Origin of the sequence: Nocardia rhizosphaerae (genome assembly GCF_042650365.1) — a bacterium.
GTDB lineage: Bacteria > Actinomycetota > Actinomycetes > Mycobacteriales > Mycobacteriaceae > Nocardia > Nocardia rhizosphaerae.
The window spans coordinates 1,374,585-1,389,889 of record NZ_JBHSBA010000003.1 but is presented as its reverse complement, the minus strand read 5'-3'; the positions used below and the strand labels follow the sequence as shown (position 1 = coordinate 1,389,889).

The 15,305-nt window shown below is 71.4% G+C and carries 12 protein-coding genes; 3 read left to right on the top strand and 9 right to left on the bottom strand.

The window, feature by feature from the left end; genetic code table 11:
• Window positions 1–47 precede the first annotated feature (47 nt).
• The 4 genes from ACFOW8_RS07910 to ACFOW8_RS07895 all read right to left on the bottom strand — a co-directional run bounded on the left by ACFOW8_RS07910 (window position 48) and on the right by ACFOW8_RS07895 (window position 5,448).
• Window positions 48–482, bottom strand: coding sequence for a type II toxin-antitoxin system VapC family toxin (locus tag ACFOW8_RS07910; RefSeq protein ID WP_378547607.1), 435 nt, complete (start codon window positions 480–482; stop codon window positions 48–50).
• The gene (locus ACFOW8_RS07905) at window positions 479–721 is read right to left on the bottom strand and encodes a ribbon-helix-helix protein, CopG family (RefSeq protein WP_378547604.1); all 243 of its coding nucleotides are present in this window, start codon (window positions 719–721) and stop codon (window positions 479–481) included. The genes ACFOW8_RS07910 and ACFOW8_RS07905 overlap by 4 nt, the downstream gene beginning before the upstream one ends.
• 136 nt (window positions 722–857) lie before the next feature.
• Window positions 858–4,937 (bottom strand): error-prone DNA polymerase, encoded by a 4,080-nt coding sequence (locus tag ACFOW8_RS07900; protein WP_449289757.1) that lies wholly within the window; start codon window positions 4,935–4,937, stop codon window positions 858–860.
• 55 nt (window positions 4,938–4,992) lie between these two features.
• Window positions 4,993–5,448, bottom strand: a complete 456-nt coding sequence (locus ACFOW8_RS07895; protein ID WP_378547601.1) for a hypothetical protein — start codon at window positions 5,446–5,448, stop codon at window positions 4,993–4,995.
• A 131-nt stretch (window positions 5,449–5,579) separates the two neighbouring features.
• Here ACFOW8_RS07895 and ACFOW8_RS07890 point away from each other — a divergent pair, with 131 nt between their 5' ends.
• A complete protein-coding gene (locus ACFOW8_RS07890) occupies window positions 5,580–6,536 on the top strand; it encodes an SDR family NAD(P)-dependent oxidoreductase (RefSeq protein WP_378547598.1) in 957 nt (318 codons plus the stop codon).
• Window positions 6,537–6,669: 133 nt separating this feature from the next.
• Here ACFOW8_RS07890 and ACFOW8_RS07885 read toward each other — a convergent pair whose 3' ends face one another.
• The 3 genes from ACFOW8_RS07885 to ACFOW8_RS07875 form a co-directional block, all read right to left on the bottom strand.
• Entirely contained in the window at window positions 6,670–7,617 is a 948-nt protein-coding gene (locus tag ACFOW8_RS07885) for a sucrase ferredoxin (protein ID WP_378547595.1), read from the bottom strand.
• A gap of 172 nt (window positions 7,618–7,789) precedes the next feature.
• Window positions 7,790–9,361 carry a DNA polymerase Y family protein gene (locus ACFOW8_RS07880; protein WP_378547592.1) on the bottom strand — a complete coding sequence of 524 codons (1,572 nt, stop codon included), beginning with the start codon at window positions 9,359–9,361 and terminating at the stop codon, window positions 7,790–7,792.
• Between the two features lie 316 nt (window positions 9,362–9,677).
• Window positions 9,678–10,433, bottom strand: coding sequence for a hypothetical protein (locus ACFOW8_RS07875; RefSeq protein ID WP_378547589.1), 756 nt, complete (start codon window positions 10,431–10,433; stop codon window positions 9,678–9,680).
• Window positions 10,434–10,643: 210 nt separating this feature from the next.
• Between ACFOW8_RS07875 and ACFOW8_RS07870 the strand changes: the two genes are divergently transcribed.
• The gene (locus ACFOW8_RS07870; RefSeq protein ID WP_378547586.1) at window positions 10,644–11,768 is read left to right on the top strand and encodes a serine/threonine-protein kinase; all 1,125 of its coding nucleotides are present in this window, start codon (window positions 10,644–10,646) and stop codon (window positions 11,766–11,768) included.
• 101 nt (window positions 11,769–11,869) lie between these two features.
• Here the strand turns inward: ACFOW8_RS07870 and ACFOW8_RS07865 are convergent, their stop codons facing one another.
• Entirely contained in the window at window positions 11,870–12,553 is a 684-nt protein-coding gene (locus ACFOW8_RS07865; protein ID WP_378547583.1) for a response regulator, read from the bottom strand.
• A gap of 107 nt (window positions 12,554–12,660) precedes the next feature.
• A complete protein-coding gene (locus ACFOW8_RS07860; RefSeq protein WP_378548565.1) occupies window positions 12,661–14,142 on the bottom strand; it encodes an ATP-binding protein in 1,482 nt (493 codons plus the stop codon).
• 779 nt (window positions 14,143–14,921) lie between these two features.
• Between ACFOW8_RS07860 and ACFOW8_RS07855 the strand changes: the two genes are divergently transcribed.
• Window positions 14,922–15,251, top strand: coding sequence for a hypothetical protein (locus ACFOW8_RS07855; protein ID WP_378547580.1), 330 nt, complete (start codon window positions 14,922–14,924; stop codon window positions 15,249–15,251).
• Window positions 15,252–15,305 lie beyond the last annotated feature (54 nt).

The window sequence follows — 15,305 nt, the reverse complement described above, 5'->3', positions numbered from 1 at the left end:
GATCGCAGCGTAGTGCGCAGTGGCCGGCAATGGGCGCCGGCCGCCCACTACAGATCGGCGGGCAGGATGCGGAACGCCTCGACACCGGGGGTGAGCGGTTCGATCGCCCGGAAGTCCCGCTGGTCCAGGGTGAAGATGCAGTCGGTCCGGTACTTGTCGGCGAGCGCGACACCGACCGCGTCGGCGAGATCCAGCCGCAAGCCCTCGTACTTGGCCCGGACCGTCTGCGCGGCCGTGAGATCGACGTGCTTGAGTTCGGCGAGCCGATAGCGTCCGTCGAGCATGCGCGCCATCAGCGCGTCCGTCACCTGCATCGCCGCGTCGAAGCCGAGATCACGATGAACGAGATGATCCAGTTCGGTGAGGACCAGCGGTGAGATCACCAGGGTTTCGGTCGCCATGACCGCGGCTGCCCGATCGTGTTCGGGCTGATCGGCGTCGAACGCCGCGAACAAGGCCGACGTGTCGGCCACGATGATCATCGGCGGGCCGACCGCGACTTGATGTGGTCGTAGATCGCCTGATCCATCTCCTCGACCGTGCGGGTACGGCCGCTGCGGAACACCGGCAGCGGTGCGTCGTTGCGCGGCACGTCGGAAGCGTCGAGCAGCATCGATATCCCCCGTCGAATGAGTTCCGCCTTGCTGACGCCGGTCGCGGCAGCTTCGGCATCGAGCCGGACCTCCAAATCCTCGGGGAGGTACACGGTCGTCTTGATCATGCCATATATGGTACCACCCGTTCAGGGTCGGCCAGTTGTCTCCCAACCGGCGCTCTGGCCCGAGAGCAGGGGGTTGACCAGTGTCGGAACACGGGAGTCGATAGCGGTCGGGCGGACCCACCGACTCGGCGAGGGGTCAGCGGAAGTCGCGGGAACGGGCGACGATGCGCAGGTCGAGGGGTTCGAGGTGGTCGGCGAGGAGGCTGGCGGCACCCTCGGCGTTCTGCAGGCGGCCACGGATGAGCAGGGCGGTGGCGGTCTGGGCGAGGCGGCGGTAGCGGGTCCACAGGCCGACCGAGCAGACCACATTGACCATGCCGGTCTCGTCCTCGAGGTTGAGGAAGGTGACGCCTGCGGCGGTGGCGGGACGCTGGCGGTGGGTGACCGCGCCCGCGACCAGGATGCGGGTGCCGTCCTCGACGAGCAGCAGCTCGGCCGCGGGGACGACGCCGAGCGAATTCAGGTGCGCGCGCAGGAATTCGGTGGGATAGCTGCCGGGCGAGATGCCGGTGGCCCACACGTCGGCGGCGGCGAGTTCGAGAGCGCTCATCCCAGGCAGGGCGGGCGCCTGGGTCGCCGCACCGGTCCCTGGCAGCAGGTCGGGCCGTTCCCCCGCCGCCGCACCGGCCGCCCACAGCGCCGCCCTGCGCACACTGCTCCCGCGCCGAGCCCGGTCAGCTGCCGCACCGGTCCCCGGCAGCAGGTCGGGCCGCTCCCCCGCCGCCACACCGGCAGCCCTGCGCACACCGTTTCCGCGCCCCGCCCGGTCAGCGCCGCGACCGTGTGACCCACCGTCGGCTGCCCCCGCCTCGTCGACGTCGGCGTCCGCACCACCCGCAACGGCCCGCCCGTCGCCCACACCGGCCGCGACCCCACCACCGTCGACCCACCCACTCGGCACACCGGCCGCCACTCCACCACTTTCAACCCGCCCGTCCGGCGCACCACCCGACACCCCACCGGCGACCACCGGGGCATCGTCCACCCCGGCGCCCATCACATCGACCGTGACGGCCTCGATCCGCGCGTTGCTGTTCGCGCTCGTACTCACCGGCCTGTCCGGATGGTGCACACCGGCGGACCGTTCACCACCGGCCACCGATGCGCCGGGCACTCCTGCCGCGTGCCCACCCGGTTCGGCGTCGACCAGGACGTCGAGAGCCCCCGCGGTGGCCAGCGATTCGGCCTGGGCGACGGTCAAGCCGACGCGACCGGTGAGGTCGAGCATCGACGTGTAGCGGCCGTGCGCGGTGCGGTCGTCGACAAGGCGCGCGGCGAGGTCGGCGCCGATGTGCCGGATGGCGGACAGGCCGAGCCGGATCTCGGTGCCGCGATTCTCCAGGGTGGGTTCGGCGTTGCTGGCGTTGATGTCGGGGCCGTGCACCCGCACGCCGTGGCGGCGGGCGTCGGCGACCAGCGACTGCGGCGAGTAGAACCCCATCGGCTGGGCGCGCAGGAGCCCGGCGCAGAACGCGGCGGGGTGATGCAGCTTGAACCAGGCCGAGTAGAACACGATCGAGGCGAAGCTCTGCGAATGGCTTTCCGGGAAACCGAAATTGGCGAAGGCGTAGAGCTTCTCGTAGATGCGGTCGGCGAGGTCGCCGGTGATACCGTGCAGATCGCGCATGCCTTGGTACAGACGGTCCTTGAGCAGCTCCATCTTCTCCGGGGAACGTTTGGAGCCCATGGCGCGGCGCAGCTGATCGGCCTCGGCGGCACTGAAACCGGCGACGTCGATGGCCATCTGCATCAGCTGCTCCTGGAACAGGGGAACCCCGAGTGTGCGGGCGAGCGAGTTCTCCAGCGCGGGATGGTCGCAGTCGGGCTTCTCCAGCCCGTTGCGCCGACGGATATAGGGATGCACCGAGCCGCCCTGGATGGGGCCGGGCCGGATCAGCGCCACCTCGACCACCAGGTCGTAGAAGGTCCGCGGCTTCAGCCTGGGCAGGGTGGCCATCTGGGCTCGCGATTCCACCTGGAACACCCCGATCGAATCGGCCCGCTGCAGCATCTCGTAGACCGCGGGCTCGCCGAGGTCGAGAGCGTGCAGTTCCACCGTCTTGCCCTTGTGCTCGCGCACCAGGTCGATCATGTAGCGCAGGGCCGAGAGCATGCCGAGGCCGAGCAGGTCGAATTTCACCAGGCCGACCGCGGCGCAGTCGTCCTTGTCCCACTGCAGCACACTGCGGCCCGCCATCCGCGCCCATTCCACCGGGCACACGTCGGCGATCGGCCGGTCACAGATCACCATGCCGCCGGAGTGGATGCCCAGATGCCTCGGCAGGCCGTCGAGGTCGCCCGCCAGGTCGAGCACGGGCGCCGGGATATCGGTGCCGGTCTCCGCGGCCACCCCCGACCAGCGGCTCACCTGTTTGCTCCACGCGTCCTGCTGGCCCGGCGAGAAGCCGAGTGCCCGTGCGGCATCGCGCACCGAGGACTTGCCGCGATAGGTGATCACGTTCGCCACCTGGGCCGCGTAGTCGCGCCCGTACTTGGCGTAGACGTGCTGGATGGCCTCCTCACGGCGATCGGACTCGATGTCGATATCGATATCGGGCGGCCCGTCGCGTTCGGTGGACAGGAAACGTTCGAACAGCAGCTTGTTGCCCACCGGATCGACATTGGTGATGCCGATGGCATAGCAGACCGCCGAGTTGGCGGCCGAGCCGCGACCCTGGCACAGGATGCCGTTGCCCTTGCAGAACTCGACGATGTCGTGCACGACCAGGAAGTAGCCGGGGAACTCCATCCGCTCGATCACCGCGAGCTCGTGCTCGAGCTGCCGGTACGCCCGCGGGTTCCGTTCCGGCGGCCCGTAGCGCCGGGCGGCACCGTCCATGGCCAGACGACGCAACCACGAGTCCTCGTCGTGGCCTTCGGGCACCGTGAACGGAGGCAGTCTCGGCGCGATCAGACTCAGATCGAAGGCGCACTCCCTTGCCAGTTCCACCGCGTTCGGCACGGCACGTGGATGTTCGGCGAACAGTCGCGCCATCTCCGCCCCCGAGCGCAGGTGCGCACCACCGGTGGACGGCAGCCAGCCCGCCATCTCGTCGAGACTGCTCCTGGCCCGGATCGCGGCCAGCGCCATGGCCCGGCGCCGCTGGGCCGGCGCGGCGAAATGCGCGCCGGTGGTGGCGAGCACCGGGACCCCGACCCGGTCGGCCACGGCGACGAGATAGGCGTTGCGCTCGTCGTCGGTGGCGATGCCGTGGTGGGTGAGCTCCACGCTCACCCGGTCGGCACCGAAGCGGTCGATCAGATCACGCAGCGCCGCTTCAGCTTTCGGCAGTCCGGTATCACCGGTGGCCAGATCCTGTTCGAGCGCGGCGCGCAGATGGCCCTTGCGGCATCCGGTGAGGATCTGCCAGTGCCCGCCTGCGGCCGCGGCGAGGGTATCGAGGTCGTAGCGCAGGACGCCTTTGGTTCCCGCCGCCATGTGCGCGGCCGCCATCTCCCTCGACAGTCGCCGATACCCCTCCTGCCCTCGGGCCAGGATCAGCAGATGCGGACCGATCGGATCGGGGAACCCGGTGCGCGGCAGCGAATCCGGCGCGAGGTCGAGTCCAGTGCCCGAACCCACCGGCACGCCGGAGCGACCGGCGTCCTCTGCGCCGCGGACCAGACGACGCCCGGTCGCGTTCCTGGCACCGAGCAGGTCCGGCGCACCGGCCGCGGCAGAACCGTCCCGACAATCGGCATCGCTCACCGAATCACGTGACGTCCATCGCGCGGCGGAACCGCTGCCCGGCGCGCGTCGCGGAACCCCACCCCGCGGAACAGTACGGCGCCGGACCGCATCCCCTCGGCCCGGCGCCGCCTCCGCATCGGTTCCCAGTGACAATTCGGCACCGAAAACCGTTGGCATTCCCCATTCCCTGGCCGCCTCGGCGAACCGGACGGTCCCGTAGAACCCGTTGTGGTCGGTGAGCGCGAGCGCCTCCAGCCCGAGCCGCACCGCCTCCTCCACCAGCTCCTCCGGCTGACTCGCGCCGTCGAGGAAGCTGTAGGCGGAGTGGACGTGCAGCTCGGCGTAGGGCACGGTCGCGGCGGGGCGTTCGATCGACTCCGCCTCGTACGCACCACGTTTGCGTGACCACGCCGGACTGTCACCACCGTCGCCGGGATGCAGCTGTTCGGCGGGGCGCCCGCTCGGCCTGCCCGAGAGCACCCGCTCCAGTTCCGACCAGGTCGGTGGACCGTTGCTCCAGCCCACACCCGCTCCTCTCACCTACACCGCAACACCTCCACCCGAGCGGTTGCCCGCCCCCTCAACCGACGGGCAACCGCTCCATCGACCGCGAATCCAGCGCAGCCTCCACATGGCCGAGGCCCGACCGGATCACCGCGCCGTAGGCATCGTTGGCGAGCACGTCCAGATGCCCGCGCGCGATGGTCAACTGCATCCGCGCCATCTCGAAATCACCGACGCGGCGGTGACTGTCGGCCAGGTTCAGATACAGCGAGGGCAGGAATCCGCGCAGCCCCTCGTCCAGCGGGATGCCCGGCCCGAACACCGCGGCCAGGGCCCGCTGATCCCAGAGCAACGCGCCCTCGGGCAACTCCTGCACATCGGCCAGGTGATGTGCGATCACGCAGCGATGCAACGGGTCGCCGCCTTCCCCTACCTCGTCCCAGAGCCTGGTCAACGCCGCGCGCGCTGCGTCAGGGTCGATTCCGCCGAGCCGCACCGCGGCATAGATATCCGCCATCCGATCGTCCGCCATGTGCATCATTATCGCACATACGTTCGAATGTTGGCGAGTGTCGTTCGAACGTATTTTCGAGTTTTTTCGAACCCTCGCCCTGGATCTTACTTTGGAGTAAGTTCGTGGTACCGGACTGCAAAGGAGCAGCGATGTCCCAGGTTCCTCCCGTCGAATCCAGCCGCGGCAGGCGGCGCGACCTGACCGGCAGGCATGTCGTCATCACCGGCGCGTCGTCGGGAATCGGCCGGGCCGCCGCCCAGGCGGTGGCCGACAAGGGCGCCGTGGTGTTCCTGCTCGCCCGCCGCGCGGACGAGCTGGCCACCGTGGTCGCCGAGATCACCGCCGCGGGCGGCCGCGCCCACGGCTACCCGTGCGATGTCACCGACGCCGAATCCGTCGACGCGGCCGTCAAGACGATCCTCGACCAGCACGGCCACGTCGACATGCTGGTGAACAACGCGGGCCGCTCCATCCGGCGCGCCATCCATCGCTCCACAGACCGCATGCACGACTTCGAACGCACCATGGCGGTCAACTACTTCGGCGCGCTGCGCATGACCTTCGCCCTGCTGCCGCAGATGCGCGAACGCGGCTTCGGCCACATCGTCAACATCTCCTCGGCCGGCGTGCAGGTGGCGACCCCCCGGTTCTCCGCCTACCTCGCGAGCAAGGCGGCGCTGGACAAGTTCACCGAGGTCGCCGCCGTCGAAACCCTCGCCGACGGCGTCACTTTCACCACCATCCACATGCCGCTGGTACGCACCCCGATGATCACCCCGAGCGGCGAACAGGGCCCGGCTGAGTCACCGGAGTGGGCGGCGGCCACCATCGTCCGCGCCCTCACCGAGCGCCCCAAGCGCATCGACGTCCCCCTCGGCACGATCGCCGAGTACGGCGGCATCCTCACCCCGAAACTCCGCGACCGCATCCTGCACCGCTACTACCGCGCCCTCCCGGATTCCCCCGCCGCCAAAGGCGAATCCGCCACCGCCGAGCCGAAACCCGAGGCCACCGACCCCGCGCCCAAACCCAAATCCCCCGCCCGCAAAGCCACCGGCACCGCACTGCGCCGCGCCGCCCGCTGGGTTCCCGGCACCCACTGGTGAAGCCTGGGCACTCGATCACCAAGCTGTGCTGCAAACGGCAGCCGAGAGCGAACCCCACCAGCGCCTGGTGATCGTTGTCCAGCTGGACGGACTCGGTCGGGCGCCCTGGGTCGGCCTTGGTCGGGGACGGCGGTCAGGGAACGGACGGATACTCCGCCCGGCGGCGAGGGGACTCGTAAAGCCGTTGCACCGCAGTGGGTTCCAGGTAGGTGACCGGTTTCGCCGGGCCGCCGCAGCTCGCCTGGCGCGGAGTGGCGGAGACCGTGCGGACCGTGACACGCCAGCGACGGCCGTCGCGGTGGGTGACGATGGCGGCACCCGCCGTGGTCGGGTCGGTATCGAGACGCGGGTCGGTGGTGACGGTGAGGGCGTCGAGCGGGACCGGTGGTAGCTGTTCGCGCACCGCGACCTCGGCGACCTGCCGGATCGGGTCGTAGCAGCCACGGCCACGCAGGCCGGTCATCGACACCGCGCCGCTGTCGGCGGCCGAGAGCACGGCACGGGCCGCGGGGATGTCGACCCGGCCGTAGGTGAGGCCGGACGGGAGCAGGACCACGGCGGGGGCGAAGCGATGACCACCGGTGTGGGTGGCCTCCCAGACCCGGCCGGGGTTGTCGGCGGCCATGGCGGCGGCGATGGGGCGGCCGAGCAGGGCACAGCACCGGTCGCGTTTGCCGTGGGCGCAGACAAGAACCACCGGATCGTCCACGCGCGCACCGATTCCCGGCGGCGGGCCGTCGACGAGACGCAGGTCGATGTCGAAGAGTTCACGTAGGTCGGTGATCTCGAAGCGCTCGCACCAGGAGCCCTCCGGCCGCGAGGCGGCCAGCAGGACGGTGCGGGTGCCGGTGAACTCGTTGCGGCCAGGGCGCCGGATCAAAGTGGGGCGGACCCCGGCCGCCGAGCAGCGCGCGGCCAACTCGGCAGTGATCTCCGGGCCGAGCACCTCGTCACCGATCACGTCCCTGCCCCAGGCACCCGGGTGTTCGATACACAGCCAGCCGGTGACGTGGGCCGCGGTGCCGAGCATCGGCAGGTCGGCCGCCGCGGCCGAACACCCCATCCCCTCGAACGGGTTCATGTCAGCTCCTTCCGCGATCGACCGTCCGGCCGATCCGGAACATGTCATGTCACTGTAGAACCGATCCCGTCGCGGCAGTAAGGGCACCCTGTGTTCTTGCCGCACCGGGAGCAACCCGGCCGATCCTGCCGTTACAGACCCGCGACCACCCGCTCACACGGGCTTGCGACACCTACTCGTACACACCCTCCGCGTGCCAGGAATCGGCGTCGTAGACGAGCAGGACCACGCGGATCTCGGTAGCGGCGGCGTCGAGCTGGACCTGGGCGCGGGCGGCGGAGCCGGGCTGATCGGTAGCGGCCCACCACCGTTCGTCGACCGGCCACGGGCCCGCCCAGCCGAGCAGCGCCCACTGCTTGCGGCCCCAGCGCAGGCGGGCGGGGTCGGCGGTGAACAGGCCGCGGGCGGTGACCTGCACGGCGGTGCCGTCGGCGGCGGTCAGCTCGACGGTGGGGCGGTGCAGGAGCAGCAGGGTCGGGGCCGGTTCGGGGAGCCGGCCCGGCCACGGCTGGGCGGGGTCGGTGGCGGGGGCGAGTTCGTCGCCGAGGGCGATCATGGTGATGCGTTCGGCGGGGCCGCGGCCACCGCTGAGTACCCCCAACCGCACCGCCTCGCCACCGAGCAGGCCCTGCACCCGGACCAGGGCGCGCCTGGCACGTTCGGTTTCCTCGCCCTCCCCACCCCACAGGCCGAGTTGCAGCGCGCCGGCGGCGACCACCTCCACCGGTTCCAGCCGGAGTGTGACGATCGGCGCGGTCGGGCGGGCGCGGTGGGTGAGCCAGCCGTCGAGTTGCCAGCGAATGCGGTCGGCGGTGTCGGGCGGAGTGAGCGGACGGGCACAGCGCCACACCCGCGACAACTCCTCACCCGCCTCGGTGCGCGCGGTGACGGCGAGCCGGGTGCAGGCCACACCGGCGCCGGTGAGCGCGGTGTGCAGCCGGGTCGCGAGGGCGCGACCGGCGAACGCGGCGGCATCGACCCGGTCGATCGGTGGATCACAGTCGAGTTCAACGGTGAGATCCGGCGGCAGCTGCCGGGCCGACGGCGGGCGCTCGGGGAGAGCGCGCGCGAGGCGATGAGCCAGCGCCGCGTCGGCACCGAAACGGGAGGCGACGTCGGCGGGGGTGAGCCGGGCGAAATCACCGATGCGGCGTAGACCCAGGCGGTGCAACAGGTCGACCAGCTCGGCGCGTTGCGGTGGGGCGAGCGCCGGTTCGGCAGCCAGCTCGGCCACCGGCAGCGGCGCCAGATAGCGCGCTCCTTCCCCCGGCCGCACGATCGCGGCGTGCCGGGCCGCCAGCACAGCGGTCGACATGGCGTCGGCGATGCCGACCTGGGCTTCGGCGCCCGCCACCGCCACCGTGTCGATCAGCCGCACCGCGGCCGCCTCCTCGGAACCGAAGAACCTGGTGGCGCCGCGGGCCGCGAGCACGAGGAGTCCCGGACGCAGCACTTCCACGCCGGGCACCGTCGCGTCGACGGCACCGGCCACCGATTCGAACAGCCGGGCATCGCGGTCCGGGTCATCCTGTGCGACAACGAGATCAGGGCAGCGCGACTGCGCTTCCCTGCGCGTCAGCCCCTCCCGCACTCCGTCGCCCCGCGCGATCGCCGAACACGACACCACCCGGTTCCCGCGCAACACCGCCACCGGCCGATCCGCCCCAACCCCGGCCATCGCCGCCGCCGCCATCGCAGGCCAGTCGGGACACAGCAGAGCGAGCACCCGGTCGACCCGAGTCATCGCGAAACCACCCACACCCGAAAACGCCACCACCCACACGACGCCGCCGGGCGATCCGCCGCAACCGACCCGCGCCTGCCGCGACCCGGCGCACGGCGCCGCGATGGCCGGTTCCGAAGTCCGCCGACTCCGCGCTGCGCCGTCACAACTCGCGCTACCGGCCCCGATTTCGACCGATCGGCGCGAAAGTGAACAGGCAGCGCGGGTCGACTGAAGCAGTAGGTGCGCGACCGGCAGCACGATGCCATCGAGCAGGCGGCCGGGCCGCGTGCCATGGCAACGATGGGCGACCGACCACGCGGCCGCCGCGCGCCGGTCACGACACGGCCTCTCTCAGGTCGGTCACCTCGGCGACGCGGGACATCGTGTCGCGGGCGAGCCATTCGGTGCGACCTGCCTTGGCACACAGGTCCATCCGGCCGTGCCTCGGTCGACCCGACTTGGCGCTGACGCGCACGTCCAGGCACACCGAGCGCAGGCGGCCACGACCGGCACCGAGGCCGTCGTATCCGCTGACGCGGGTATCCAGCCGCAGCGCCGGATCGGTCCACCCGCCGCCGGCGACGACCAGGGTGGCGCCACGGTTGCGGGCGCGCGCGGCCAGCACCCGGCAGCGCGCGGGCGGGACGGCGACACCGTCGAGACCGAGGATCACCAGATCGAGCCCGTCGAGCAGGACGGCGGCCACTTCGCCCGGGTCCGGGCCGGGGTCGGCGATCACCGCCAGCCGGGACAGCTGCGCGCCCATCTCGGCGGCGGCCAGCAAACCGAGCCGCGGCAGGCCGACCACCGCGGCGTACCCGCCGTCGCCGGTCACCGCGGCCAGCAGGCCGGCGAGCAGCGAGTGCGCGCCGGAGTAGGCGACCACCGCGCCCTTGGGCAGGCCACCGCCGGGCAACAGCTCGGCGAGCGGGGCGGGAACCGGCAGAAGATCTCGACGTAGTGGCTGTTCACCGGGTATTCGAGCGGTCGCCTCCTGACCGCGGGCAGGCACCGCGGACATCCGGCGTCGAAGATCAGCCAGCACCAGCTCCCGCGCGTCCGCCTCGGGTGAGGACGCCTCCGAACCCATCAACACCACCTACTTCCACGATGGACCCGCGAGCTTCATGCCGCTCAACTCAGGAACAGCAGCACCGTTCCAGCTATCGATCGTATTCGAATATACGTTCGATGGCGACCAGGGTGGCACCCGACCCTCCCCCGTGTCCACCGCGCGGCCCTTATACCCGCGGGCCGCGATACCGGCCAGTCATCGGCATATTCGACTACCCTCGCACCCGTGACCGAACGTGCTCGCCCCCATATCGGCCCCGACTACCTCGTCGCGGGTCGCTACCGCCTGCAGTCGAAATTGGGCGGCGGTGGCATGGGTGCGGTCTGGCTGGCGACGGACCGGCTGCTGAACCGGGAAGTCGCGATCAAACAGGTGCTGTCGACGGCCGGGCTGAGCGAGGCCGAGGCCGAGCGGATCCGCGCCAGCATCGTGCACGAGGGCAGGGTGGCGGCCAAGCTGTCGCACGAGCACGCCATCGCCGTCTACGACGTGGTGATCGAGGCGGGCGAACCCTGGCTGGTCATGGAGTACTTACCCTCGCGCAGCGTCGCCAAGGCGCTCGGCATGGTCGATATCCTGCCCGCGGTGGAGGTCGCCCAGATCGGCGCCCAGGTGGCCGACGCGCTCGCCGCCGCGCACGCCGCGGGCATCGTGCATCGCGATATCAAGCCGGGCAATATCCTCGTCGCCGACCGCGGCACCGATCTCGGCAAGGCCAAGCTCAGCGACTTCGGCATCTCCCGCGGCGCGGGCGACAGCGGCGACGACCCGGAAGGCACCATCACCGGCACCCCCGCCTACCTACCGCCCGAAGTAGCCCGCGGCGCAAGGCCGACCGAGGCCAGCGACGTGTTCTCTCTCGGCGCCACGCTCTACACCATGGTGGAGGGCCAGCCGCCGTTCGGCTTCGACAGCGACGAGAACGACGTGGTCACCAAGGCCGCGATGGGCCAGATCATCCCGCCGAGCCGCACCGGCATCCTCACCCAGCCGCTGCTGCACATGCTCGAACCCGCACCGCAACGCCGCCCGACGATGGCCCAGGCACGCGACGAGATCCTCACCGCCGCGTTCGGTCCTGGCACGGCCGCCTACATCCTCGGCGTGCCGCTGCGCACCGAGGACGGCACCATCCCGTCCTGGGCCGCCCGCAACGGCGCCAGCGGCCTGCGCGGCCCCCACTCCGCACCGTTGCCCCGCCCCCAGCGCGCCCCGCTGGCCGCCCCGGCAGCGCCGCAGCGCACCGGCAGCTTCCTGGACAACCTGCCCAACGGCGCCCCGCTCGCCATCGGCGCAGGGGTGCTGATCGGCTTGGTCATCCTGATCGCGATCATCATCGCGGTGATGTGAGCCCGGACCGCGCTGAGCGCACACCCATCGCGTCAACCGTCGACAGCATGACCGTTCGAGCGATCAGTGCACGTCCAGCGCGGGCGCACACCTGAACCACCTCACTCGATACGGCGGCGATGCGCCCAGCGGGTCAGGGCATTCCGATTGGACTGCTGAGTCTTGCGCAGCACGTTGGAGGCGTGGGTCTCCACGGTTTTCACCGAGATGAACAGGGTTTCGGCGATCTCGCGGTAGGTGTAGCCGCGCGCGAGCAGGCGCAGGACCTCGAGTTCGCGCGGGGTGAGCGAATCGAGTTCGGGGTCGAGCGGCGGTTCGGGGACCGGGGAACGGCCGGTGAACGAGTCGAGCACGAAACCGGCAAGGCGCGGGCTGAACACGGCGTCGCCGCCCGCCACCCGGCGGATACCGTCGGCCAGTTCGGCGCCGGAGATGGTCTTGGTGACGTATCCGCGCGCACCCGCCCTGATCACCGCGATCACGTCCTCGGCCGCGTCGGACACGCTCAGTGCCAGGCACACCGGGCCGTCGGCGATCCCGGTGAGCACCGCGACGCCGCCGCCGTCGGGCATGTGCACGTCTAGCAGCACCACATCGGGGCGCGCGGCGTCGATCCCGGCGACCGCCTCGGCCACCCCGCCCGCCTCGCCGACGACCTCCATATCGGTCTCGCGGCTCAACTCGGCGCGCACGCCGGAACGGAACACCGCGTGATCGTCGACCAGGAAAACCCGAACACTCACTGACAAACTCCCTTGTCCCACCCGTGGATCGGCTCGCTTCATCGGTATCACACCAGGGCACTCCCGGCGCGCGCTCGCCTACGTCCGAGCCGACGCGCGCATACCGGAATCCCGCCGGTCAGCTGGGCCCGTGCTCGTCGGCGCCACGATCAGAGATCACGCGCCGCTACCGGCGCCTCGCCGCCGAGCACCGGCCCTTGCGCACCACTCTCCGGCGCGTCGTGGTCGCGCCGCACCTCACCGGTGGGTGCTTCCGGTCCACTGTGCCCACGCACCGCATCAGGCCCGGGGTCGGCCGCCGGGCGGGGTGACCCGAGGTGGTCCGGGCCGGGTGCCGCGGCGGCGGCAGGCTCCGCGGGTGTGTCACCGCCCGTGCTGTCTGCCGGGATATCGGGGGCGGTACCCGAGTCGGAACGTGGCATCACGATCCGCACCTCGGTGCCGCGGCCGAGGGTGGAGTCGATCTCGGCGGTACCGCCGCGGCGTTCGATCCTGGCGCGGATGGACTTGGCCAGGCCGCGCCGGTCGGCGGGGACGGTGGTCGGGTCGAAGCCGGCGCCGCGGTCGCGGACGAAGATGCTCACCTGATGCGGTTCGGCCTCGGCGAACAGGTCGATCTCGGGGACGCCCGCGTGTTTGGCCGCGTTCACAAGGGCCTCGCGGGAGGCGCCGAGCAGGGCGGTGAAGTGCTCCTTCGGCAGGCCCGCGCCGGTGTCACCGGGGTCCATCACGACATCGCCGACCGTGACCGGGGTGACCTTCACCCCGTGCTGGTCCTCCACCTCGCCCGCGATGGTGCGCAGCGCGGCGGCGAGGCTGGAATGCGCGGGCGCGGTGTCGTCGAACAGCCACTTGCGCAGTTCCCGTTCCTGGCTGCGCGCCAGCCGCAGCACCTCCTGCGGGTCCTCGGCCTGGCGCTGGATCAGGGCCAGCGTCTGCAACACCGAATCGTGCAGGTGCGAGGCGATCTCCTCGCGCTCCTCGTTGCGGATGCGGGCGCCACGCTCGGCGTTGAGGGCGCGGACCATCCGCAGCCACAGCGGCACCGTGAGCAGCCCGGCGCCGATCAGCGTCACCGCCACCGCGATCAGGGCCGACCCGAGTGAACTCAGATCGATCCTGGCCAGCACGACGACGCCGAGGCCGAACACGATCAGCGTCGCCCCGCCCACGATCCGGGACCAGGTGATCACCGACGGTCGCGCGGGTAACCCGAACAGCGCGCGCGGTCCCGGCGCGGCGACGTCGTACTCCCGCCAGACCAGGGCGGCACCGACCGCGATCACCACGATCGGCGCGATCACCTTCGCGGCCGTGCCCTGGAACAACCACGACACCGTCACCGCGAGACCGAGGCCGAGCAGGGCGAGCCCGATGGCCTGCCTGCGCTCGTCGCCGGTCGGCTTGGCCGCGTCACCGCCGCCGGGGGTGAAGATCCACAGCAGCCCGTAGGCCACCAGGCCGGCACCGACCAGCGCCGACAGCAGCACGAACGCGATCCGCACCTTGACCACGTCGACACCGAGATGATCGGCGAGACCACCCGCCACCCCACCGACCACCCGGCCACCGGTCCGGCGGACCAGCCGCGGAGTGGCGGCCAGTGGCGCACCGCCCGCTGCCTGCGGCAGGCCGGACCGATACCCGCGCGGAACGCCGTATCCGACCGGCGCTCCGGAATAGCCGGGAGCGGGCGCGCCGCGGTACTGCGGCGGGGCGTACGGCTGCGGGGCCCCGTACACGGCACCGCCGCCGAACGCGCGCGCGACGAGTCGCTGCGTACCGTGCGCCCGGTGCCCACCGCGTGGATCGGCTGCGGCCCCCGGCCCGGGTGCCGGCGCGCCGAACCCCTGCGACCGGGCAGGTCCCGCCGCGGGGCCGTACGGCACGCCATGGCCGTCGCTCACCATGCCACCACCGGGCATTCCGTAGACCTGCTCCCCACGCCTCGGCTCGCCCCAACGCGAGGCGGCCGAGCCGCTCGGCATACCGGGCCCGGTGCCGGGACGTCTCTGACCGAACGGCCCGCGCGAATCGGTGCTCCCTGGTGTGGCGTCGCCGAACCCGGACGCGGCGGTGGCCCCCTGGGCGGCGCTGGCGGGAACAGACGGATCCATACTTCGATAGTGGCACGCCCGACCCGACCGGGGCATCGGGAATGACCCTGATCTTCGCCGACCTGCGGCGCGAGCTGTCCGGTCCGGCCGGAAACCATGCTCTACCTGGCCTTTCGACCGGGACCATCGGGGCAGGCCCAGCGGTCTGCCGGTACCGGACCGGATAACCGGTCGCAGCCTTCTCACCTGCGGATACCGGGGTTCGCGGCGCCGCGGCGGTGTCCGGGCACCGCGGCGGATTCCTACCGTGATGTCGAGCCGGATCGCCGGCCGTCACCACGGGGGAGGACACCATGAACATCGCCACCACGACGCTCGCCGCCGCCGCGCTCGCGCTGACCACCGCCGCGCTCGCACCCGTCGCCGCGGCGGGACCGATGGCACCGCACGAGACCACCTATCACGGCCCGGCGGGTTTCCAGATGACACTCGGCCACACCGACGAGTCCTACCGGCAGGTGCCGGCTCTCAATGCCATGCCGACGAACCGGCAGTTCGGGGTGTTCGACCTCGACCCGGAGCGGGTCGCCGCCCGGATCTGCGCCGCGACCGGCGGAGCGCTCACCGAACAGATCTGGGCACGCCACCTCCCGAACGTCACCTATCGCCCACCCTGCTCCTGAACCCGGGGCAAACCTCAGGGTTACCCCCGATGCGGGAAAGGGCTGGTCGGGCAC